The organism is Streptomyces sp. NBC_00224, from assembly GCF_041435195.1.
Lineage (GTDB): Bacteria > Actinomycetota > Actinomycetes > Streptomycetales > Streptomycetaceae > Streptomyces.
On sequence record NZ_CP108106.1, the window covers coordinates 7,792,370 to 7,815,186 of the forward strand.

At 71.3% G+C, this 22,817-nt stretch carries 19 protein-coding genes; 9 read left to right on the forward strand and 10 right to left on the reverse strand.

Translation table 11 applies throughout. The features are described from left to right. Positions 1 to 89 precede the first annotated feature (89 nt). The 4 genes from OG965_RS34870 to OG965_RS34885 all read right to left on the reverse strand — a co-directional run bounded on the left by OG965_RS34870 (position 90) and on the right by OG965_RS34885 (position 7,703). Positions 90 to 1,898 carry a M4 family metallopeptidase gene (locus tag OG965_RS34870; protein WP_371656050.1) on the reverse strand — a complete coding sequence of 603 codons (1,809 nt, stop codon included), beginning with the start codon at positions 1,896 to 1,898 and terminating at the stop codon, positions 90 to 92. 429 nt (positions 1,899 to 2,327) lie between these two features. Then, entirely contained in the window at positions 2,328 to 3,614 is a 1,287-nt protein-coding gene (locus tag OG965_RS34875; protein WP_371656051.1) for a YncE family protein, read from the reverse strand. A 195-nt stretch (positions 3,615 to 3,809) separates the two neighbouring features. Further along, positions 3,810 to 5,201 (reverse strand): hydrolase, encoded by a 1,392-nt coding sequence (locus OG965_RS34880; RefSeq protein ID WP_371656052.1) that lies wholly within the window; start codon positions 5,199 to 5,201, stop codon positions 3,810 to 3,812. A 303-nt stretch (positions 5,202 to 5,504) separates the two neighbouring features. Further along, positions 5,505 to 7,703 carry a WD40/YVTN/BNR-like repeat-containing protein gene (locus OG965_RS34885; RefSeq protein ID WP_371656053.1) on the reverse strand — a complete coding sequence of 733 codons (2,199 nt, stop codon included), beginning with the start codon at positions 7,701 to 7,703 and terminating at the stop codon, positions 5,505 to 5,507. 351 nt (positions 7,704 to 8,054) lie between these two features. Here OG965_RS34885 and OG965_RS34890 point away from each other — a divergent pair, with 351 nt between their 5' ends. The 6 genes from OG965_RS34890 (at position 8,055) to OG965_RS34915 (ending at position 14,734) form a co-directional block, all read left to right on the forward strand. Further along, a complete protein-coding gene (locus tag OG965_RS34890; RefSeq protein ID WP_371656054.1) occupies positions 8,055 to 9,071 on the forward strand; it encodes a LacI family DNA-binding transcriptional regulator in 1,017 nt (338 codons plus the stop codon). Continuing rightward, positions 9,068 to 10,606 (forward strand): sugar ABC transporter ATP-binding protein, encoded by a 1,539-nt coding sequence (locus OG965_RS34895; protein WP_371656055.1) that lies wholly within the window; start codon positions 9,068 to 9,070, stop codon positions 10,604 to 10,606. Before OG965_RS34890 ends, OG965_RS34895 begins: the two co-directional genes overlap by 4 nt. Continuing rightward, positions 10,596 to 12,548 carry a substrate-binding domain-containing protein gene (locus OG965_RS34900; RefSeq protein WP_371656056.1) on the forward strand — a complete coding sequence of 651 codons (1,953 nt, stop codon included), beginning with the start codon at positions 10,596 to 10,598 and terminating at the stop codon, positions 12,546 to 12,548. Before OG965_RS34895 ends, OG965_RS34900 begins: the two co-directional genes overlap by 11 nt. A 38-nt stretch (positions 12,549 to 12,586) precedes the next feature. Then, positions 12,587 to 13,492: a ribokinase gene (locus OG965_RS34905; protein WP_371656057.1), complete on the forward strand. Its 906-nt coding sequence runs from the start codon at positions 12,587 to 12,589 to the stop codon at positions 13,490 to 13,492. Continuing rightward, positions 13,489 to 13,878: a D-ribose pyranase gene (gene rbsD, locus OG965_RS34910; RefSeq protein WP_371656058.1), complete on the forward strand. Its 390-nt coding sequence runs from the start codon at positions 13,489 to 13,491 to the stop codon at positions 13,876 to 13,878. Before OG965_RS34905 ends, rbsD begins: the two co-directional genes overlap by 4 nt. A 175-nt stretch (positions 13,879 to 14,053) precedes the next feature. Next, complete coding sequence (locus OG965_RS34915; RefSeq protein ID WP_371656059.1) at positions 14,054 to 14,734, forward strand: hypothetical protein; 681 nt, start codon at positions 14,054 to 14,056, stop codon at positions 14,732 to 14,734. Between the two features lie 75 nt (positions 14,735 to 14,809). Here OG965_RS34915 and OG965_RS34920 read toward each other — a convergent pair whose 3' ends face one another. Together OG965_RS34920 and OG965_RS34925 are read right to left on the reverse strand one after the other, a co-directional pair. Further along, positions 14,810 to 15,463: a L,D-transpeptidase family protein gene (locus OG965_RS34920; protein WP_371656060.1), complete on the reverse strand. Its 654-nt coding sequence runs from the start codon at positions 15,461 to 15,463 to the stop codon at positions 14,810 to 14,812. A gap of 87 nt (positions 15,464 to 15,550) precedes the next feature. Next, complete coding sequence (locus OG965_RS34925; protein ID WP_371656061.1) at positions 15,551 to 16,489, reverse strand: hypothetical protein; 939 nt, start codon at positions 16,487 to 16,489, stop codon at positions 15,551 to 15,553. A 92-nt stretch (positions 16,490 to 16,581) separates the two neighbouring features. Between OG965_RS34925 and OG965_RS34930 the strand changes: the two genes are divergently transcribed. Beyond that, a complete protein-coding gene (locus OG965_RS34930) occupies positions 16,582 to 17,088 on the forward strand; it encodes a MarR family winged helix-turn-helix transcriptional regulator (RefSeq protein WP_371656062.1) in 507 nt (168 codons plus the stop codon). 267 nt (positions 17,089 to 17,355) lie between these two features. Here the strand turns inward: OG965_RS34930 and OG965_RS34935 are convergent, their stop codons facing one another. Further along, a complete protein-coding gene (locus OG965_RS34935) occupies positions 17,356 to 18,366 on the reverse strand; it encodes an isopenicillin N synthase family dioxygenase (RefSeq protein WP_371656063.1) in 1,011 nt (336 codons plus the stop codon). A 397-nt stretch (positions 18,367 to 18,763) separates the two neighbouring features. Beyond that, on the reverse strand, positions 18,764 to 19,138 hold the full coding sequence (locus tag OG965_RS34940) for a hypothetical protein (protein WP_371656064.1): 375 nt from the start codon (positions 19,136 to 19,138) through the stop codon (positions 18,764 to 18,766). A gap of 228 nt (positions 19,139 to 19,366) precedes the next feature. On the opposite strand from OG965_RS34940, the gene OG965_RS34945 reads away from it, so the two are divergent. Further along, positions 19,367 to 19,561: a hypothetical protein gene (locus tag OG965_RS34945; RefSeq protein ID WP_371656065.1), complete on the forward strand. Its 195-nt coding sequence runs from the start codon at positions 19,367 to 19,369 to the stop codon at positions 19,559 to 19,561. 66 nt (positions 19,562 to 19,627) lie between these two features. Here OG965_RS34945 and OG965_RS34950 read toward each other — a convergent pair whose 3' ends face one another. Then, entirely contained in the window at positions 19,628 to 21,262 is a 1,635-nt protein-coding gene (locus OG965_RS34950; protein WP_371656066.1) for a M4 family metallopeptidase, read from the reverse strand. Between the two features lie 368 nt (positions 21,263 to 21,630). On the opposite strand from OG965_RS34950, the gene OG965_RS34955 reads away from it, so the two are divergent. Continuing rightward, entirely contained in the window at positions 21,631 to 22,023 is a 393-nt protein-coding gene (locus OG965_RS34955; RefSeq protein ID WP_371656067.1) for a nuclear transport factor 2 family protein, read from the forward strand. 266 nt (positions 22,024 to 22,289) lie between these two features. On the opposite strand, the gene OG965_RS34960 is transcribed toward OG965_RS34955, so the two are convergent. Then, positions 22,290 to 22,700, reverse strand: a complete 411-nt coding sequence (locus tag OG965_RS34960) for an organic hydroperoxide resistance protein (RefSeq protein ID WP_371656068.1) — start codon at positions 22,698 to 22,700, stop codon at positions 22,290 to 22,292. Positions 22,701 to 22,817 lie beyond the last annotated feature (117 nt).

Sequence of the window (22,817 nt, forward strand, 5' to 3'; positions counted from 1 at the left end):
CGCCGCTGGGGCGATGGAATCCGGTCATTGAACGGCGAAGGCGCCCCCGCGGCTCTCGCGGGGGCGCCTCCTCGGATCTACGCCGGACGTCAGTGCTTCGGCGTGTTCGCCGCGGTGACGTTGACGGCGGCCCAGGCCTTGTCGACCGTCTTGTACTCGACGCTGCTCGCGCCGTACAGGTCGGTCGCCGCCTTCAGCGTCGCCGTGCGGGCGTCGTGGAAGTCGGTCGTGGAGACCATGTAGCGGGACAGGGCGCGGTAGAAGATCTGCGTCGCCTTGTCCCGGCCGATGCCGGTCACGGTCGAGCCGTCGTACGTCGGCGAGTCGTAGTCGACCGCGCCGATCGTCTTCTTGCCGCTGCCCTCGGCGAGCAGGTAGTACGCGTGCGAGGAGACGCCGGAACCGGCGTGCACCTCGGTGTCGTACGACGCCGCCGACCAGTAGTCGACCGTGCCCTCAAGCGTGTCGAGCGACGGCTTGTCCAGACGGCGCAGGAAGGTCTGGGCCAGGCCCAGCTTCTCGCCCATCAGGTAGTTCGGCGCGTTGTTCGGGTTGTTGGTCTGGAACTCGACCGCGCTGCCGAAGATGTCCGCCAGCGACTCGTTGAGCGAGCCCGCCTCACCGAACTGGTTGTCGTTCGCGTCGACCCGGGTCGGCTGCAGGTTGGCCGTGGCGTCGACGACGCCGTGGCTGAGCTCGTGGCCCGTGACGTCGAGCACGACCAGCGGCTTGGTGAAGGTCTGGCCGTCACCGTCGCCGTAGAGCATGCAGCCGCAGTCCGAGTACCAGAAGGCGTTGCCGACGTTGGTGCCGAAGTGCACCATCGCGCGGGCACCGGCGCCGTCGTTCTTGATGCCGTTGCGGCCCAGCACCTTCTTGTAGAAGTCGAGGGTGCTGGCGACACCGAACTGGGCGTCCACGGCAGCCGTCTGACGGCTGCTCAGGGCGCTGTTGCCCCAGGTGTTGTTGGTGCTGGTGAACGGCTTGCCCTGGGAGAACTGCACCACCTCGCGGCCGCCCGCGTCGCGCGTCTCGGTGTTGCCGCGCGAGGCGTCCTTGAGCAGGTAGGAGGTTGTGCCGGTCTTCAGCGTGTTCAGCGGGACCTTGCCGACGTACAGCGAGTTGCCGGAGCCGATCGAGGGGATGCCCGCGGTCTTCGGCGGGTTGAACGGCCGGGCCGGGGAGGCCGAGGCGGCCGCACCGGAGGGCGCGGTCGCACCGGTCTGGGGCGTGACCTTCTCGCCGCGCTGGCGCAGCTTCGCCTTCAGCTGCGGCGAGACGAACTGGTCGTTGACCGGGGCGTTGCTGAGCACGGCACCGGTGGCGGCGTCGACGACGACCGTGCGGGCGCCGCCCGCCTCGGTTGTCTTGCTGCCGGTGACCTTGATCTGGTACGCGAGTGCCGTGCGGCCGGCGCGCGCGTCGACGACCAGCTCGGCCGAGTCGGCGTCGCCCTTCGCCACCGAGGCCGCCTTCGCCTTGGCCTGCTCGGCCGTCAGCTTCGGGGTCTTGGCGGGAACGGCGACCTGCTTGCGGGTGGCCCGGGTCACGTCCAGGTACGCGGACTTGGCGTCGAGGTGGACGACCAGGTCGCCGCCGAGGACCGGCAGGCCCTTGTGGGCGCGGACGAACCGGACGTGCTGCTTGCCGTCCGGGTCGATCAGCGTGTCGGTGGCCGTCAGGGTGTCGTCCTTGGAGACACCGGTGGCGGAGGCGTGCGCGAAGGCGGCGGCGCGCGCCGCGTCCACGACCGACTTGGCGGACTTGACGGAGGCGACGGAGGAAGTCCCGGTGGCGGCGGAGGTCGCGACGGCGGTGCCCACGCCCCCTGCCGTGATGGTCGCGGCCGTGGTGACGGCCAGGGCGATCGCCAGTCTGCGTATGTGGGGTGTACGCACTATGGGGGGTCCTTATGTGTTGCGGGGGCGGCCGGCTACAACCGCCCGTACGCGCGGTGCCCTTGAGCACCGCGGGGACTGTGTGGCCCCGAGCGAACCCTGCTACGCCTGACATGTGCATGTAAAGGCGTTTGTTCGGCTTATGTGCCTTTGGAACTCAGATTTAACAATCGTCCCCGCGCAACCGAACGGAGGGCGACGGGCTGTGTGTTCTCTGTGTTCCTTCTGTGTGCCACTGGTCCAGATGCGCGCACGGCGAGGTTGGTTGCGCCGCCCGCGCACTGTGCTGGTGATCACAGTGCACGGGTGGTGCTTCCTCCATGTACGTACGGTGCTTTCTCCGCGTACGGGGCGAAACGCGCATGTTCCAGCAGGTCGGCCGGGGTGTGATCCTCTCACCCCACCCGCTCCACGGTCGGTGCGGGGGTGTCAGCCCCCCGACGGGCCGGTCCAGTCGGCGGCGACATGGCCGATCCGCACCCGCTGCGGATGGTCGCCGACCGCGACGGACACCGTCTTCTGCCCGGTCGCGAAGTCGATCGCGGTGATCCGGTCCGCCCCGGCCTCGGAGATGACGCAGGACTCGCCGTCCCCGCTCACGGTCGCCCAGTACGGCTTGGACGCGGGAACCAGCGGGCCCTCCCGCAACGTTGTACGGTCGACGACCGTCGCGTAGTCGTCCATCGTCCCGGCGACGCAGAGCTTGGCCCCGTCGGGGCTGATCGACAGCCCGTGGTGGCGCGAGTCGTTGACCCAGGTGGTGCGGTCCTCGCTGGTCGCGGGGTTCTTGGGGAGCGTCTTGGACCGGGTGATCCGGTCGTTGGCGATGTCGTATTCGAGGAAGCCGTTGAAGAACGACACCTGGAAGTAGAGCTTCGACTCGTCGGGTGTGAAGACCACCGGCCGGACGGCGTCGGAGAGGTCCTTGCGGCCGAACGCGTCGAGCCGGTCGCGCATGTCGATGGTCTTGACGGGCTTGAAGGTGTGCGCGTCCACGACGGTGATGTGCCGGTCGCCCTTCGTCCAGTCCAGCCACGGTTCGTCGAGGGCCGTGTTGACCTCGCCGATCGCCATGTTCCACAGATACCTGCCGCCGTCGGTGAAGACGTTCTCGTGGGGTTTGTCGCCGGTCGCGAACGAGCCGAGCTGCCGGCCGGTCGCGATGTCGAGCACATGCACGGTGTTCGAGGTGGAGGCGGAGACGGCGACCCGGGTGCCGTCGGGGGAGACGGCCATGTGGTCCGAGCGGTAACCCGACACGGGGAAGCGCCAGTTGATGCGTCCGGTGGCCAGGTCGATCGACACGACGTCGGCGAAGCTGGGCCGGGAGACCACTACGGCGGAGCCGTCGGGCGTGGAGTACATGTCGTCGACGAACTGGTCGTGGCCCTCGCCGGGCCCCTGTCTGATGCCGAGGAAATAGGCCAGTTTGATCGGGTTGAGGTAGATCTCGGCCATCCGCTGGTCCTTGTCCGGGATGACGTTCACCCGCCCGATCCGGGCCAGGTCGCCGCTGGACCTGACGACGTCGGCGGTGCCGTCCCAGTTGTTGCCCACGAACAGGACCTCCCGCAGTACCGCGGCGCCGGAGGGCTTCGCCCCGGTCGCGGAATCGGAGGCCGAAGGGGGCGCGGACGCGGTCGCGGCCGCGGAGGACCCGGCCACGGCCAGGGTCACCACGGCCGCCAGGGAGCCGAGCGTTCGGTAGACGGGCATCGTCACTCCGGATGATCTCGTGGGGGGCATGACAATCACGGTGCGATGTGGCTACGGGACGGTAATGAGCGGCGGCCGACAAGACAAGAGCCATGACGGCGGCGGCTGCCGGGGAAGCGGGCCCGTGTCGGACACACGCGAACCGCCGCCCACCCGCGACGGGTGGGCGGCGGTCCGTGTCGGTGGACCCGGGGGTCAGCTCACATCGAGCGCCGTGTCGTCGATGACGAACGACGTCTGGAGCTGGGAGCCCTCGGCGCCGGTGAACTTCACGGTGACCGTCTGCCCGGCGTACGCGCCGAGGTCGAAGGTCCGCGTCGTGTAGCCACTGGCGGCGTTGAGGTTGGAGTACGTGGCGAGGGTGGACAGCACCGTTCCGCTGCCGTTGACCACCTGCGCCTTCAGCGTGTCGTAGGCCGTCGTCGTGGTCGTCTCGGCCGTGTCGACGTGCAGAGAGAAGCTGAGCTTCGCGCTGGTGCAGCCCGCCGGGATCGTCACCGGCTGGGAGAGCGTGTCGGTGTGCGCGGAGCCGTAGCCGTTCAGCCAGGCCTTGTACGTGCCCGTGCGCGCGGCCTCGCCGGAGTCGGTGGTGATGACACCGCTGGTGCCCGACCACGATGAACTGCCCGACTCGAAACCGGGGTTGGCGAGCAGCTGGGCGGCCGTGCAGGTGCCGCCGCCCCCGCCACCACTCGAGCCCGCGGCGCCCGCGAGCCACTCCGTACCGTTGAGGGCGAGGGCCGCGTCCGTGCCGGCCGGGTCGTTCCAGCCGTCGTAGAGGGTGTTGCCCGACTGGCCGGTGCCGTCGTCGATGGGCGAGCTGTCGCCCCAGAACGCCACCCGGCCGCTGCCGAACGTGCTGGTCGCGAAGAACGCGCCGGTGTTGCCCGAGGAGCCCGTGCGGTACACCAGACCCTTGACGGCCGGGTTGTCCGCGGGCTTCAGGGTGACCGTCGTACCGTTGCGGATGATGCTGCCGGTGACCTTGCCGAAGGAGCCGTTGAGCACCGGGTCCGTCGTGCTGGAGACGGCCCTCGGGTTGTCGGTGCCGATGTTGAGCGAGTCGATGGAGAACCCGAAGGGGTCGGTGCTGTCCACGCTGTTGTTGGTCATCAGGTCGTTGAGGACCTCGACCGCGTCGGCGCCGTCGTTGTTGCGGTCCGCGTCGGTGTGGTCGGAGATCATGAAGAGACCTCCGCCGTTCTGCACGAACTTCATGACGGCGGTTTTTTCCGACGCCGACAGCAACACGTTCGGCTCGGGCAGCACGAACGTGTCGAAGTTCTGGAGGTCCAGCGCCGACGACGTGCCGTAGGTGATCGTGTTGCCGGAAGGCAGTGTCTTCAGCGAGTAGTCGCCCGTCTTCTGGAGCGCGACGCCCCAGGACGACAGTCCACCGGTCCAGTCCTTCTCCGCCGTGGGGTTGGCCTTCTGGCCCAGCGGGTCCGGCTGGCTCGTACCGATGATCCAGTCGGCGTTGCCGGCGGTCTCGGCCTTCGAGTTGTCGAAGAGCACACGGTGCGGGGTGGTGGCCGCGGCGGCCGGGGGAGCGGTGACGGCCAGCGCGGCGGTACCGGCGCCGAGCATGCCGAATACGGCGAGCGTGGTCGTGAGTCTCTGCCGTGACCTTGGGGAACTCCGGGGTCGGAGCATCCTGCTACCTCCATGAGGGGTGGGGGAGAGGCGGTGCGGGCGCCCAGTCTGCGCGCGTAGAACGGCAGTTGGGGTACTGCCGGACGACACGTATTTGAACGGTACATGGCGAGATCGCGTCGGTGCAGTGTCCGGGCGGGGCCGATGTGAACCGGCCACCGTCCACCGCGCCGCGCGCGGCCACGCGAAGGCCCCCGCCGGCCGTGCCGACGGGGGCCTGATGAGCCGTCAAATCACCTAGGGGGTAGGGAGGCTGTAGAAGCCGCGTCCGAAGGTGGCCGCCACCAGCCGGTGGTGGGCCGGGTCGTATGTGATGTCCGACACCGGCACCAGCGGAAGCCCGCCGCCGAGCCGCCGCCAGCCGCCCCGGCCGCTGATGAACACGCCCTGGTCCGTGGCGGCGTAGAGCGTGTTCCGGCCGCCGAGTACCACGTCGTTCACCGGGGCCTGCGGAAGGTTTCCGGACAGATCGCTCCAGCTCGCGCCCGCGTCCCGGGTCCGCAGCAGATGCGGCTGCGACGAGCCCGACCGGTACCCGGAGAGCGATACGTACGCGGTCGCCGGGTCGTCCGGGTCCACCGCGATCCGGGTCACCCATGGCCGGCCGTCGAGGACCCGGGTCCAGTGGGCGCCGAGGTCGCGGGTCACCCACACCCGGCCGTCGTCCGTGCCCGCCCAGACGGTGTGCCCGTCGCGCGCGGCCGCGACCGTGGTGATCGTGCCGTACGGGTAGGAGTCGTGGCCCGGGCCGCCCGTGAGGTCGGGGCTGATGGGCTGCCAGGTCGCGCCGCCGTCGGTGGACCGGTTGAGGCGGTTCCCGCCGTAGTAGAGGACGCCGGGGTTCACCGGGTCGAACTGGACGGGGGTGAGCCAGTTGCGCCGGTCGGCGGTGGTGGAGTCGGTGTACTCGGTGAGCGTGGCGCCGCCGTCCGTGGAGCGGAAGCAGTTCCCGTACTGGTAGCAGGCGTACACCCGGTTGACGTCGGTGGGGTCGATCAGGTTCTGCAGCCCGTCGCCGCCCAGGTACTCGTTGAACCGGTCGCCGCCCCAGGACCGGAGGGAGCCGTTGTCCTGGGCTCCGCCGGAGATCCGGCCGGTGTCCTGCGGGGTCGCCGCCACGGTGTAGAGCTGGGTCCACGGCTCGTACGTCGCCTTGGTCCAACCGCCGTCGCCGCGCGAGTCGGAGCGGTAGACGCCGCCGTCGTTGCCGAGGTAGACGCGGCCGGGAGTGCGCGGGTCCCAGAGCATGGCGTGCTGGTCGGCGTGGACGGCGTCCTCCTCCGTCCAGGTGGTCCCGCCGTCCTTGGTGGTGAGCAGGTCCACCCCGGCCACGTGGATGTGCCGGGCATCGGCCGGGTCGACCCACACCTTGCCGAACCACCAGGAGTAGCTGGACTGGGACTCCTTCAGGGTCGCGTTGTCCGGCAGCTTCGTCCAGCTGTCGCCGCCGTCGGCCGACGTGAGGAAGGAACCGAAGGTGCCGTCGGTGGCGCCGACCAGGGCGTACAGACGGCCGGGCTCGGAGGTGGCAATGCCGAGGCCGATGCGCCCCGAGTCGGCCGTGGGCAGCCCGCCGCCGAGCCGCCGCCAGTGGGCGCCGCCGTCGTCCGACCGGTAGACGCCGGAGCCGGTGCCGCCGTAGGTGCGCCTGTCCGGCTCGCGCCGGTGGTCCCAGAGCACGGCGTACACGCGGTCGGGGTTCACCGGGTCGCGCTGTACGTCGACGGCGCCGGTGAACGCGTTGGGCACGTCGAGCACCCGCTGCCAGGAGCCGCCCGCGTTGTCGGAGAGGTACACGCCCCGGTCGCCGCCCGGGTTGTAGAGCGAACCGGTGGCCGCGGCGAGGACCCGGCGCGGTCGGCGCGGGTCCACGGCGAATGCGCCGATGGCCCCCGAGTCCCGCAGCCCGACCGCCCGCCAGCTGCGGCCCTGGTCGGTGGAGCGGTAGACGCCGGTCCCCTCGTACGTGACGCTGCCGCCGCCCGGGTTGGGCTCGCCGGTGCCGGCGTAGAGGGTGCCGTCGGGGGCGGCGGCGAGCGCGCCCATGGCCTGGGTGCCGCGCTCCGGCCAGGAGGGGGTGAAGGTCCTGCCCGCGTCGGCCGAGCGCCACACCCCGCCGCTGGCGGCGGCCGCGTACAGGGTGTCGGCGTGGTGCGGGTCGAGGGCGAGCGAGACGACCCGGCCGCCGATGTTGGTGGGCCCGACGGGCTGCCAGGTGCCACCGGTGGCGGGCAGGGCGGCGGCCTGCGCCGCCGCGGTGTCGTAGGCGTGCCGGGGCAGCGGCTGCCCGGGTATCGCCTTCTGCAGATAGCTGTATTCGGCGGGGGCGGCCGGGCCGCCCTCGTCGTCCTCCTCCTGGGTCCCGGCACCGGCGGCCGGGCCTCCGGGGACCAGCAGTCCCGCGATCGCCAGGAGGACGACCGCGGCCGTACGCATCCCTCTCGATCTCCCTGTACGCATGGACGGCTCCTTCCGCGGGCCGGTGCGACCGGCGCGCGACGAGTGGAAGAGCGTTCCTCGGCACGTAACAGGGGGAGAGTGTTCATCAACTGCCGCAGTGGCACCAGTAGTTGGGGCGAACGAAGGGCGTGAATCCGCCGCCCGGCCAGCGAAGCGGAAGTCGCCTCCCGAGCCGCCCGTCGCCTCACCCGCTCTGCCGCTCATCTGAGTGCTGGTTCATCACGATCGGGTCTCGGAGCGTGGGAAGGGGCTTGTCCATGGGCCTGTAATCGATTCCAATCCTCCGTGTAATCGATTCCACGGGCTCACAAGGAGGTGGTCCGGCGCATGGCGAGCATCAAGGACGTGGCGGCCCGCGCGGGCGTTTCCGTCGCCACGGTCTCCCGGGTCCTCAACAGCCACCCGTCCGTCAGCCCCGAGGCGCGCGCCCGCGTCCTCGCCGCCGTCGACGCACTCGGCTACCGGCCCAACGCAGTGGCCAGATCCCTGCGAACCGACCAGACCCGCACCCTCGGCCTGGTCATCAGCGACGTGCTCAACCCGTACTTCACCGAACTGGCCCGCTCCGTCGAGGAGGAGGCCCGCGCGCTCGGCTACAGCGTCATCATCGGCAACGCCGACGAGCGGCCCGAACTCCAGGACCACCACGTCCGCACGCTCCTCGACCGCCGGATCGACGGGCTGCTCGTCTCGCCCACCGACGGCGGCTCCCCGCTGATGCTGGACGCGGCCCGCGCGGGCACCCCCATGGTCTTCGTCGACCGCTGGATCCCCGGCGTGGACGTCCCCGTCGTCCGGGCCGACGGCCGCGCCGCCATCCGCGACCTGGTCGCCCATCTGTACGGCCTGGGCCACCGCAGGCTCGCCATCATCGCGGGCCCGGCCGCCACCACCACCGGCAGCGAGCGCGTCGAGGCCTTCCGGGACGCCCTGCGCGAGCACCGCCTCGCGCTGCCCGAGGAGTACATCGGCCACGGCGACTTCCAGGCCGACAGCGGCCGCCGCTGCACCGAACGCTTCCTCGCGCTCCCCGAGCCGCCCGAAGTCGTCTTCGCCGCCGACAACCTGATGGCGCTCGGCGCACTAGACGCGATCCGGGCGCACGGCCTGCGCGTGCCGTACGACATCGGGCTCGCCGCCTTCGACGACATCCCGTGGTTCGTCCACACCGATCCGCCGATCACCGCGATCGCGCAGCCCACCGGCGAACTGGGCCGGGCCGCCGTCCGCGCCCTGGTCGACCGGATCGAGGGGCGGCCACCGCAGTCCGTCACCCTGCCCGCGCGCCTGGTCGTCCGCAGCTCCTGCGGCGAGGACGCCCCGACCCGTAGGAGCAACCCGTGAGCGTTCCCCACGACCTGCTGCGCGTCGAAGGCATACGCAAGGCCTTCCCCGGAGTGGTCGCGCTCGACGGCGTCGACTTCGATCTGCGCCGGGGCGAGGTGCACGTCCTGCTCGGCGAGAACGGCGCGGGCAAGAGCACCCTCATCAAGATGCTCTCCGGCGCCCACCGCCCCGACAGCGGCCGCATCCTCGTCGACGGACGCGAAGTGCGCGTCCACGGCGCCCAGGACGCCGAACGGCTCGGCATCGCCACCATCTACCAGGAGTTCAACCTCGTCCCCGACCTCACGGTCGCGGAGAACATCTTCCTCGGCCGTCAGCCGCGCCGCCTCGGGATGATCGACCGCAAGCGGATGGAGGCGGACGCCGCCGTGCTCCTGGAGCGGGTCGGCGTCGACGTCCCTCCCCACGCGCGCGTACGTGAACTGGGCATCGCCCGGCTCCAGATGGTCGAGATCGCCAAGGCGCTCAGCCTGGACGCGCGCGTCCTCATCATGGACGAGCCGACCGCCGTCCTCACGTCCGAGGAGGTCGACAAGCTCTTCACGATCGTCCGCTCGCTGCGGGCGGACGGCGTGGGCGTCGTCTTCATCACCCACCACCTCGAAGAGATCGCCGCCCTCGGCGACCGGGTCACCGTGCTGCGCGACGGCAGGAGCATCGACCAGGTGCCGGCCTCCACCCCCGAGGACGAACTCGTCCGTCTCATGGTCGGGCGCGGCATCGACCAGCAGTATCCGCGCGAACGCCCGGACGTCGGCGCCCCGTTGCTCTCGGTGCGCGGGCTCACCCGCGACGGCGTCTTCCACGACGTCGGCTTCGAGGTGCGCGCCGGTGAGGTCGTCGGCCTCGCCGGGCTGGTCGGCGCGGGCCGCACCGAGGTCGCCCGCGCCGTCTTCGGCGCCGACCGCTACGACAGCGGAACCGTCGAGGTGCTGGGCGCGCCCCTTCCCCGGCACGACGTGAACGCCGCCATGGGCGCCGGGATCGGCCTCGTCCCCGAGGACCGCAAGGGCCAGGGGCTCCTCCTGGACGCCTCCGTACAGGAGAACCTGGGCCTGGTCACACTGCGCTCGGCCACCCGCGCCGGGCTCGTGGACCGCAAGGGACAGCGGGCGGCCGCCGCCCGGATCGCCGAGCAGCTGGGCGTACGGATGGCCGGGCTCGGCCAGCAGGTGCGCACCCTGTCCGGCGGCAACCAGCAGAAGGTCGTCATCGGCAAGTGGCTCCTCGCCGAGACCAAGGTGCTCATCCTCGACGAGCCGACCCGCGGCATCGACGTCGGCGCCAAGGTCGAGATCTACCAGCTCATCAACGAACTGACCGCCTCCGGGCACGCGGTGCTCATGATCTCCAGCGATCTGCCCGAGGTGCTCGGCATGAGCGACCGGGTGCTGGTCATGGCCCAGGGGCGGATCGCCGGCGAACTCCCGGCCCAGCAAGCGACCCAGGAAGCGGTCATGGAACTCGCCGTCGGCGCGGCCCCCGCGTCCGCCCCGGCAACGCACGAAGAGGAGGGCTCCCGTGGCCACTGACACGCTCCGGAGCACCACGGGCGCGAGCGGCGCCCTCGCGGTCCGCCGACTGCTGCTCGACAACGGCGCCCTCAGCGCCCTGGTGGTCCTGGCGGTGGCGATGTCGCTGCTCTCCGGCGACTTCCTGACCACACAGAACCTGCTCAACGTCGGCGTCCAGGCCGCCGTCACCGCGATCCTCGCGTTCGGCGTCACCTTCGTCATCGTCTCGGCCGGCATCGACCTCTCCGTCGGCTCCGTGGCCGCGCTCAGCGCGACCGTGCTCGCCTGGACGGCGACGAAGCAGGGCCTGCCGGTCTGGTTCGCGGTCCTCCTCGCCATCGGTACCGGCCTGGCCTGCGGCGTCGTCAACGGCGCCCTCGTCTCGTACGGCAAACTCCCGCCGTTCATCGCCACCCTGGCCATGCTCTCGGTCGGCCGCGGCCTCTCCCTGGTCATCTCGCAGGGCAGCCCGATCGCCTTCCCCGAGTCCGTCTCCCGAGTGGGCGACACCCTTGGCGGGCACCTGCCGGTCCCGGTGATCGTGATGGTCGTGATGGGGCTGCTCACCGCCCTGATCCTGTCCCGTACGTACATCGGGCGCTCCATGTACGCGATCGGCGGCAACGAGGAGGCGGCCCGGCTCTCCGGGCTGCGGGTCAAGCGGCAGAAGATCGCGATCTACGCGCTCTCCGGCCTCTTCGCCGCCGTCGCGGGCATCGTGCTCGCCTCCCGCCTTGTCTCCGCGCAGCCGCAGGCCGCCCAGGGGTACGAGCTCGACGCGATCGCGGCCGTCGTCATCGGCGGCGCCAGCCTGTCCGGCGGCGTCGGAAAGGCGTCCGGCACCCTCATCGGCGCGCTGATCCTCGCCGTGCTGCGCAACGGCCTCAACCTGCTGTCGGTGTCGGCCTTCTGGCAGCAGGTCGTCATCGGTGTCGTCATCGCGCTCGCGGTGCTGCTCGACACGGCGCGCCGCCGCGCCGGGGCCGCACCCGGGGCGGCCGCGACCGGTGCGGGAGGCGGCTTCGGCGGCAAGCGCGGCGCGGCGAAACTCGCGGTCGCGGCCGTCGCCCTGGCGGCGGTCCTGGGCGCCCTGTCGTTCGTGAACACCGGCTCGTCCGGCTCGTCCACCAAGATGGGCATGTCGCTCTCCACCCTCAACAACCCCTTCTTCGTCCAGATGGCGGCCGGGGCCAAGGCGGAGGCGAAGGCGGCCGGAGTCGACCTCACCGTCACCGACGCCCAGAACGACGCCTCCCAACAGGCCAACCAGATACAGAACTTCACCGGCTCCGGAGTGAAGTCGATCATCGTCAACCCGGTCGACTCGGACGCGGTCGGGCCGTCCGTGCGCGGCGCCAACAAGGCGGACATCCCGGTGGTCGCCGCCGACCGGGGCGTCAACAAGGCCGAGACCGCCACCCTCGTCGCCTCCGACAACATCGCGGGCGGCAGGCTCGCCGCCAAGACCCTCGCCGACAAGCTCGGCGGAAAGGGCAGGATCGTCGTCCTGCAGGGCACCGCGGGCACCTCCGCCAGCCGCGAGCGCGGCCAGGGCTTCGCCGAGGGCATCAAGGCGTACCCCGGCATCACGGTCGTCGCCCGCCAGCCCGCCGACTTCGACCGCACCAAGGGACTCGACGTCATGACCAACCTGCTGCAGTCCCACGCCGACGTCACCGGAGTCTTCGCCGAGAACGACGAGATGGCACTCGGCGCGGTCAAGGCGCTGGGTGCCAGGGCGGGCGACTCCGTCGCCGTGGTCGGCTTCGACGGCACTCCCGATGGCCTGAAGTCGGTCGCGGCGGGCACGCTGTACGCGTCGGTCGCGCAGCAGCCCGCCGAGCTCGGCCGCATCGCCGTCCGCAACGCGGTGCGGGCGGCGAAGGGCGACGCGGTCCAGAGCACTGTGAAGGTTCCGGTCAAGGTCGTCACCCGGCAGAACGTCGCCGACTTCTCATGACGGACGTCCACCCGCCACTCAGCGAAAGCAGGACAGGGATGTACGACTACGACCTTCTGGTCGTCGGGTCCGCCAACGCCGACCTCGTCGTCGGCGTCGACCGGCGCCCCGGTCCCGGCGAGACGGTGCTCGGCTCGGACCTGGTGGTTCACCCGGGCGGCAAGGGCGCCAACCAGGCCGTGGCCGCCGCCCGTCTGGGGGCGCGCGCCGCGCTGCTCGCCCGCGTCGGTGACGACGGGCACGGGCGGCTGCTGCTCGACTCCCAGCGCGCGGCCGGCGTCGACACCGTCGGCATGCTGGTCGGCGGGGCGCCCACCGGGGTCGCGCTGATCACGGTGGACCCGTCGGGGGACAACAGCATCGTGGTCTCGCCCGGCGCCAACGCCCGCCTCACCCCCCAGGACGTACGCGCCGCCGCCAGCCTCTTCCAGGCCTCGCGCGTGGTCTCCGCACAGCTGGAGATCCCGCTGGAGACGGTGGTCGAGACGGTCCGCAGCCTCGCCTTCGACAGCCGGTTCGTCCTCAACCCGTCGCCGCCGGGACCGCTGCCCGCCGAGGTGCTCGCGGCCTGCGACCCGCTGATCGTCAACGAGCACGAGGCCCGCTTCCTGCTGGGCGCCTCGGCGGGCCCGGCCCCCGAGGACTGGGCGCGGGCGCTGCTCCTGCGCGGCCCGCGCTCGGTGGTGATCACCCTGGGCGCGGCGGGAGCCCTGGTCGCGGCCGGGAGCACCAACTCGTTCGTACGCGTGGAGAGTCCGCGGGTCGACGCGGTGGACACGACGGGCGCGGGCGACGCCTTCACCGCCGCCCTGGCGTGGCGGCTGAGCCGGGGCGAGAGCCTCGCGGAGGCCGCCGCCTTCGCCGCGAGGGTCGGCGCGGCCGCCGTCACCCGGCAGGGGGCGCAGGAGTCCTTCCCCACCGCCGAGGAGGTCTTCGCCCGGTGAAGAAGACCGGCATCCTCAACCGCCATCTGTCCGGCGCGCTGGCCGAGTTGGGCCACGGGGACCAGGTCCTCGTGTGCGACGCGGGCATGCCCATCCCGCCCGGCCCGCGCGTGGTCGACCTGGCCTTCCGGGCCGGGGTGCCGTCGTTCGCGGAAGTGCTCGACGGGCTGCTGGCCGAGCTGGTGGTGGAGGGCGCGACCGCCGCACGGGAGGTGCACGGGGCGAACCAGTCGGCCGCGTGCCTGCTGGCCGCGCACTTCCCACGGCTCGAACTGGTCGCGCACGACGAGCTGAAGGCGCGGTCGGCGGGGGCGCGGCTGGTCGTACGGACGGGGGAGGCGCGGCCGTACGCGAATGTGCTGCTGAGGTGCGGAGTGTTCTTCTAGGGGTTCCTCGGGGGAGTGCCGGTCGTCTCCCGCCGCCCCTCTCCGACATCAATTATCGGCCATACGAGTACATATCCGGGAAGGCGCCCCCTCGCGCCCCCTACCGTGATCCCGATGCGTCGGTCGACGCAGCACCACACGGCCCACGGGGGCCTCGGGCCAGGGAGTTACCGGAATGAACCGACGGTTGGGCACCTTTGTGGCGGTCGGCGCGCTGACCCTCGGCGTGACCGGCGCGGGCACGGCGGCGGCCTCGGCCCCGCCCTCGGCCGGGTCGGGCCACACCAGCGCGACGGCCGAGATCTTCGCCACGAACAACACGGCGACCATCACCGACCCCGCCGACCCCCGCCTCAGGACGCGCCTGAGCCGCTTCGACCGCGAGGTCCGGAACATCATCGGCACCCACGGCGCGAAGGCCGGTCGCTCGACACTCCTGGACGGCGTCTTCTGGTCGTCCGACCTCAAGCAGGCGACGTACGAACGCTCACGCGAGTTCGACGTCAACCACGTCAGCGCGGCCGGACTGCACCACATCGCGGACATCATCCGCAAGCAGTACAAGCAGGAGTCCGTCCTGACGTTCCGCCACCTTCCGCGTACCTCACCCGAGACCAACGCGGTCGACATCGAGGCGCCCGGCGTGACCTCGCGCAAACTGCACGACGCCCTCCTCGCGGACCCCGCCGCCCGCGACGAACTCGGCGGCGGCTCGGTCACCGCCCAGGACGGCCGCCTCATCCTGATCGCCCCCCTCGCCGACCTCCCCCTCGCCAAGAAGTTCGTGGGCGAGCTGGGCGTGGATTGGAACAAGGCGGAGGTGCGGTACGGGGCGGAGGAGTTCGTCGGGGGATAGCGCGCGGCCGGGGCCCTCGTCGACCGGCGTCGACGAGGGCCCCGGCCCCGGTGTGCGCCGGGCGCGCATCCGCCCTTACGACACGTACAGCTTCCCGGGGTGCGGGTAAGTGGACCGGAAGCCCGCCAGGTCGCGGGCGTCGGACGGCTTGAGCTTTATGCAGCCGTTCGACTTGTAGTCGCTGTTGCCGTCCCAGCGGTACGGCTCGCTGCGGCCCGGCTTGCCGTTGGGGAGCATCTCGCTGTGGACGAAGAGCGCGTCGCGGTTCGTGCCGTGGGGCTTGCACGTGTGCTCGCCGACGTACCAGGCGAGGCCGTGGATGCCGTGCGGCCCGCCGTCCTTGTGGGCCTCGAACGAGCGGATCTTGTAGTCGCCGCTCGGCAGCACGCCCCTGTTCTTGAGGCATGAGTTGGTGCTGCCCGTCCCCGACCCGGCGCGCCAGGTCTTCACCGTGTACGTGCGGACCTTGTCCGGGTTGATCACCTGGACGTACACCAGGCTCAGCCGGGAGTTGGAGGTGTCCTTGCGGTTGATCTTGAAGGAGAGGTACGTGTAGCTGCGGGACGCGGCGGCCTTGGTGGTGGCGTTGGTGGTCGGCACGGCCGACTGCTGCTGTGGGGCCTTGGCGGGCGTCGGCGCGGCGTGCGCCGGCAGGACGCCGATCCCGGTGACGGCCATCGCGACGACGGCGCCGTACGCGAACTTGGACTTCCCCCGTACCGTGGTCATGGAATCGTTCCTTTCCTGAGTGATCCCCGGAGGACTCATGTCCTCGGTGTGCGGAACACCCTAGGAATCGCGGCTACCGTCTGGCATTCACCGTGGGATTGAACCCATATGAACTTCGGTGGCAGTCCCGGAAGGCGGCTCATACCTGGGCGGTAGGTCGCTCGCGGTAGACGGCGCGTGCCCGGCGGGCGGCGCCGTGGGGTCGGCGCCGGACAGGAACGCCCTGGCCTGTGCCTCGATGTGGACGGCGCCCAGCGCCCCCGCCCAGCGCGCGACTTCGCGGGCCAGCGCCTCGGCGCCCGCCGCATCGCCGGTGGTACGGGCGAGGACCGCCAGCAGCATCTGCTGCGAGAGCGTGCCCGGGACCAGACCGGCCCGCGCCCCCAACTCGGTCGCCCGCTCCCAGCGTTCGCGCGCCCGCACGGGGTCACCGGCGTCGTGGTCGTGGTCGCCGAGGTGGCGCAGGGCCTCCCGGGCGAGGCGGTCGTCACCGTGTTCGGCGGCGTGCAGAGCTGCCGCGTAATGGGCGGGCGCGACGTCGCGCTCGGCGTACAGGTTGTCCGCGATCAGGCCGAGGTACATCTCCGCCCAGCCCGCCCGTACGGCGTCCGGAGCCCGCTCGCGCAGCGATACGGCTCGGCGCCGGACGCCGGCGAGCTCCTGGGCGTCCTTGCCCTCCGGGCCGAGCCGGAAGCTCCCGCCGACGAAGATCTGGCCCGCGTAGTCGTGCCGCAGCCGCAGGAACGCGAGGTCCCAGCGGCCGTCGGAATCGAGGTCGGCGGCGACCTCCTCGGCGGACGCCAGCCGTTTCCCCGTCAGGCCGCTCCCGCCGAACCAGTCGCTCTCCAGGGCGACTTCGACCGCCGCCAGGGCGATCCGCGCCCGGCTCTCCTCGTCCCCCGGCGCCGTCGCGTCGAGGAGACCCGCCGCCCGCCGCCACCGCCCGCCCCGGGCCAGCTCCAGCGCGGCCGCGATCACCTCGTCGACCAGGACCCGACTGCTCTTGCCCATCTCGGTGTGCGTCATGGCGAGGAAGGTAGTTATCCGAAAAACTATCCACAAGAAAACTACCTTGGGCGCAAAGCCGTAAAGCAATGAGACGTGACGAGGGGGGTGCCATGTCCGAGGACTCGGTCGATCGGCATGTGGCGCGCTGGGCGCGGGAGTTGGGACCGTTCGACCCGGTGAAGGAGGCGATCGTGATACGCCTGGCGATCCTGGGGCGGCACCTCGCCCGGACCCGCCGGGAGACCCTGGACTGCGACGGGCTCAGACACGGGGAGTTCAAGATGCTCCTGATGCTCCGCCGCCAGGGCCCGCCGTACACCACCAGCCCGTCCCGGCTCGCCGAGCTGGTCGGCCTCACCCGGGGCGCGCTGTCGTCCCGGCTCGGGCCGCTGGAGCAGGCCGGGCTGCTCACCCGGACGACCGACGCGACCGACCGCCGCCGGGTCCACGTACAGCTGACCGAGGCCGGGCACGAGGCGCTGCGGGGGCATCTCGACTCCGAGGGCCGGGGCGAGGACGCCCTGCTGTCGGTCCTCGACGACGACGAGAGGCACGCCCTCGCCGGTCTGCTGCGCAAGCTGGTCGTGGGCGTCGAGACCGGGCCCGGGGCGGCTTGACGCGCCCGGTCACTCTGACCGGATCGGGCAGTCACGCCGTGTGACCACGTGGGCATCACCCGTCCCGCCGCCCACAGGGCGGCCCTGGCGCAGCCGGATTGGCCACTTTAAGTGGTCGCACAACCCGTGCATTTCACGGAAGTACGGCGCAAGCTGGAATCGGAGCCGGGCCGTCTATCCCCGAGCAGACGGCCCCGCTCCGTCCGGGGCGCCGCCAGGCCGCGGGAGGACGGCGCCCCGAAAACGCGCCCGCGTGCGGAGGTGCGCTCAGCCCGCGAGCTCCGGGTGGTGCAGCCGCGCCACCTGCGGGTGGGCCCGCAGCCAGCCCTTCAGCTCATTGCGGCCGTACTCGGCGTGCAGCGGATTGTCGGCGCTGGGCGCCACACCCGGCGCATGCGCCAGATAGCCGCCGGGGACCGTGTCGATACGGGCGTCCAGGCGCGGGTTGTAGAAGAACGGCACCGAGTACCGCTCCACCGCTCCGGGCGGCGAGACCACCCGGTGGTCGGTGGCGGAGAGATAGCCCTCCGTCGCGATCTCCAGGAGCTCACCGAGGTTGACGACGAAGGCGCCGGGCAGTGGCGGCACGTCCACGAAGCCGTCCCCGAGCCGGACTTGGAGCCCGCCCACCGAGTCCTGGAGCAGCAGCGTGAGGAAGCCGTAGTCCTTGTGGGCGCCGACGCCCTGGCCGTCGCCCTCCGGCGCGCTGCCGGGGTAGCGGATCAGCTTGGTGTGCAGATGCGGGCGCTCGGCGAAGGCGGCGTCGAAGAAGTCGGCCGGGGCGCCGATCGAGGCGAGCAGCTCCTGCAGCAGCCGGTGTGCGACGGCCGCGAGCCGGTCCTGCCAGTCGAGCACGACGGTGCGCAGCTCGGGCAGCGCGTCGGGCCACTGGTTCGGCCCCTCCAGCCAGCGGTACGCCGGGTCGTCGGGCCCCACCACGGGCGCGGGCCGCTCGGCCCCCACGTCCAGCTGGTCGCGCCAGTCGGAACGCCCGCCCGTCAGCTCGTGGCCGATGCGGGTGTAGCCCCGGAAGTGCGGCGAGCGCAGATTGCTCAGAGCCAGCCGGTCGGCCTCGGGCAGTGAGAAGAACTCCCTGGTCAGCCCCAGTATGCGGGTGACATCGGCGTCCTCGATGCCATGCCCCGTGAGATGGAAGAACCCGGTGTCGCGAGCCGCTCGGTGCAGCCCCTCGCGGAAGGCGTCACGCGTGGCCGGGTCGTCGGCCTGCGCGAGGTCGACCACGGGGAGGGAGGTGGGAAGCAGGGTGGTGCTGGACATGAGCGGGTTCCGTTTCCGTTCCGGGATGTACGGAGGCCCTGTTCCCGGGGTTGGCGGGAGGACGGCCGGGACGGATCGGCGTATGGGTGCGCCGGAACCGGGGGGACCGCGACAGGACCGTTGGCAGAAGGGCGAAGGGCCGGGGCGGGCGGAGAGCCGGGCCGGGGCCGTGGCCGCGAAGGCCGCGAGGGTCAGTCCTGCGGGCGACAGCTCATGCTGGTGACGCGCACGTAGTCCACGTGTCGGCGCATCACGAGAAGAGTCATGCCATGAGGGTACGCCCGCGGCGCCCGGTCGGGGAGGAGACCTTCCCCACACCCCTGCTTCATGCCCGGTTCAGGTGCCGGCCAGGTTGATCCCGGATCGGGCGAGCGTCGCGGCTGCCACCGGACAGCCCCTAGTGGGCCATCCCCTGCTTCCTCGCCTGGCGTCCCGCCGCCCCGTCGCGGCACCCCTCCACCCACAGCGCGGGGTTGTAGCCCGCCTTCTCCCCGCCCCGCCCGGCCGACCGCCACCGCTCGCAGCCGCCCTTGAGCAGCTTGCGGGCCTCGGCGCCCGTCCGGTCGTAGTGGCGCGCGCGGGAACCCGCGATGAACCCCGACTCGTACGCGATGTCATCGGCCCACGGCGGCCGGTCGTTGTACTCCCAGACGGCGTACGAGACAGCCGTCAACAGGAGGGTGACGGCGGCGGCGATCGCGCCGAGTGTCTTCAGGCGCGGGCGGCCGGGGGTGCGGTGCGCGCCGATGGTGTGATGCCCCAACAGAACCATGACCGCACCATGTCAGCCGGGACCTTTCCCGGATGTTTCGCGAAGGGCCACGAGGTTCCGCGAAGAGCCGCCGACGGGTTTCGCGTACGGCCGTCGACCTGCGGGGCAGGCCCGCTGATCCGATCGGGGCAACCCCCAGCCTGCCTACCGCGCCCGGCGTCCCGGGTTGGCGAGAGTCGTACGCGATCAGCCGCACACGCCGGCCCGCCCACCAGCCAAGGGACCCCCATGCTCCGTCGCCTCGCCGTCGTACTCGTCAGCCTCTCCGCCGCGGCCTGCCTCACCGCCGGAACGGCGGCGGCCGCCGTCTCCTCCGACGAACCCCGGGAACTGACGCCCCGTGAGCAGGCGGGCCTCCAGTTCGCGGGCCAGGTGCTCGGCAGCTTCCTCGGCGGTTCGCCGCTGCGCGGTGCGGGCCTCTGACACAGCGAGGCGGGCGCCCACCCCCGGGAGGGGTGGGCGCCCGCTTTCATGCGGTCCGCAGCCGGATCAGCTGACGCTGACCGCGGCCCAGGCCGCGTTCACCGCCTTGTACTCGGCGCTGGTCGCGCCGTAGAGCGCGCTCGCCGCGTTGAGCGTGGCGGTGCGGGCGCCCGCGTAGTTGGTCGTCGACGTCATGTACGTGGTGAGCGCCTTGTACCAGATCTGGACGGCCTTGTCCCGGCCGATGCCGGTGACGGTGGAGCCGTTCGACGTGGGCGAGTCGTAGCTGACGCCGTTGATGGTCTTGGCGCCGCTGCCCTCCGAGAGCAGATAGAAGAAGTGGTTGGCCGGGCCCGACGAGTAGTGCACGTCGAGGTTGCCGAGGCCGGAGTACCAGCTGTCCTTGGAGCCGCCGTCCTTGCTCGGCTTGTCCATGTAGCGCAGCGGCGTGCCGTCACCGTTGATGTCGATCTTCTCGCCGATGAGGTAGTCGCCGACGTCGGTGGAGTTGTTCGCGTAGAACTCCACCGAGGTGCCGAAGATGTCCGAGGTGGCCTCGTTGAGGCCGCCGGACTCACCGCTGTAGTTCAGGTTGGCGGTGGCCGCCGTCAGACCGTGCGACATCTCGTGTCCGGCCACGTCCAGCGAGGTCAGCGGGGCGGCGTTGCCGGACCCGTCGCCGTACGTCATGCAGAAGCAGCCGTCGTCCCAGAACGCGTTGACGTAGTTCTTGCCGTAGTGGACGCGGCTGTACGACGCGACGCCGTCGTTCTTGATGCCGTTGCGGCCCAGCACACTCTTGTAGAAGTCCCAGGTGACCGCCGCGCCGTAGTGCGCGTCGACCGCCGCGGTCTGGGTGTTGGAGGCCAGTCCGTTGCCCCACACGTCGTCCGCGTCGGTGAGGAGCGTGCCCTTGCCGGAGGTCTTGTGGGCGAGGTCGTACGTCTTGTGGGCGCCCCGGGCGGAGTCGCTGAGCTGGTAGGTCGAGCCGGAGAGCGTGGTGCCGAGGGTCACCTTGCCGCTGTACTCGCTGTTGCCCGTACCGGTCTTGACGGCCTGCCACTCGGAGAGCTTCTTGCCGGTGGTGGCGTCCGTGACGACATGCAGCTGGCTCGGGGTGCCGTCGTCCTGGAGCCCGCCGACGACCGTCTCGTAGGCGAGCACCGGGGTGCCGCTCGCCGCCCAGATCACCTTGCGCGGCGCCTGGTCGGCCGTGGCCTTCTGAGCGCCCGCGCCCTTGGCGGCGGTGAGCGCCTTCTGCTGGACGGTGGCCGCGCCGAGGGCGGGGGTGGTGGAGGCGACCTTGATGGCGGCTCTGGTCGCCCGGGTCACGCCCGCCGACTTGCCCGCCTTGGTCTCGTGCACGACGAGGTCGCCGCCGAGGACGGGCAGTCCGGCGTAGGTGCGCTCGTAACGGGTGTGGACGGTGCCGTCGGCGTCCTTGACGACGTCGCGGACGACCAGCTTCTCCTGGGCGCCGAGGCCCAGTTCACCGGCGGTCTTGGCGGTAGTGGCGTTCGCCTCGCGGATCAGCTCGGCCCGCTGGGAGGCGGAGAGGCGGAGCGTCTGCGAGGACGGGCCGTCGGCCGTGGGGGAGGCGCCGGCGGATCCGGAGGACAGACCGGTGAGGCCTGCGGCGAGCAGCGCGGCGGCGGCGACGGAGCCGGCGACGCGCGTAGAACGCGATATACGAGAAGTCACGCGAGCGTCCCTTTCTGAGGGGGGGGAGTTGTGGGGGGTGCGGGTGCCACGTGCGAGCACAGCGTTGCAGGAGGGACGCGTACATGTCATGGAGGTGTCGGCAGAATGACTGGAAAGCGTCAGCTGGGGAGCGGGCCGGGGCGGAAGAGGAAGTCGCTTTCCGGTCAAGGGATTTCGGGAGCCCCAGGTCGTCGGGGGTCAAGCTGTGAACCAGCTGTGACTTTCCGTGGTGGCTGGAAAGCGACCTTCGGTGTGAACGGAGGGGTGGTCGTGGGGGTGAGGCCTGGACGTGCGGCCGCAGACATGACTACTGTCTTCTGCACCTACTCAAAAAATTGAGTATGCGAGGGGAGAGGTGACTGATGGCGATGAGCGCCTTCCGCAAGGCCGTGGAGTCCGGCGACCACGCCGCGATCGAGGAACTGCTCGCGGAGAACGTGGTGTTCACCAGCCCGGTGGCGTTCAAGCCGTACCCGGGCAAGGCGATCACGGCAGCGATCCTGCGGGGCGTGGGCCGGGTCTTCACCGACTTCCGCTATGTACGGGAGATCGTCGGCGCCGACGGCCGTGACCAGGCACTGGTCTTCACGGCCACGGTCGACGGGCTGGAGGTCAACGGCTGTGACTTCCTTCACTTCGACGAGGACGGCCTCATCGACGACCTCACGGTGATGGTCCGCCCGCTGTCCGGCGCCCACGCCCTGGCCGAGGCCATGGGGGCCCAGTTCGACCGCATCCGCGCGGAGGCGGCCGCGGGCTAGGGCCTGTCCGGTGGATCTGGTCGCCTGCGGGGTGCCTTCGCCTTTCGGTCCTGGTGAGCGGGGTCCTGGTGCGTCCAGCTGCAAGGCGGAGGAGGGCGTCGACGCGGAGCGTCGGCAACCGACGACAACGCCGCAGATGGGCGTGCCAGGACCCCGCGTCCCAGACAAGATCCGCCGGACAGGCCCTAGCGCCCGCGCCGCGCACGACGAAGCCCGGGCCGACGAGGGTTGCCTCGTCGGCCCGGGCTTGTTCGTCGCGGGAGCCGTTACTCGACGACGAGCTCGACCTCGATGTTGCCGCGCGTCGCCTTGGAGTACGGGCAGTAGGCGTGGGTCGCCTCGACCAGCTGGCGGCCGGTCTCGCCCGCGAGCTCGTCCGGCAGCTCGACGCGCATGACGACCGCGAGGCCGAAGCCGGTGTCGTCCTTGCCTATGGAGACCTCGGCGGTGACGGAGACGTCCTTGGTGTCGACCTTCATCTGACGGCCGACCGCTCCCATGGCGCTGGCGAAGCAGGCCGCGTACCCGGCGGCGAAGAGCTGCTCGGGGTTGGTGCCCTCGCCGTTTCCGCCGAGCGCCGGGGGCATGGCCAGGGGGAGGTCGAGCCGGCCGTCCGAGCTCACGGCCCGGCCCTCGCGCCCGTTGGCGGTGGCGGCGGCGGTGTACAGCGCGTCCATGGGATGCCTCTTCTTCCGTCCGGTGGTGAGCGGCGGCCGCTCTCCTCTGCACTAAAGAGTTGCACACAACTAAATTGTGCACAACTCAATGATGGGCGACAAGCTACCCTTGGTGTC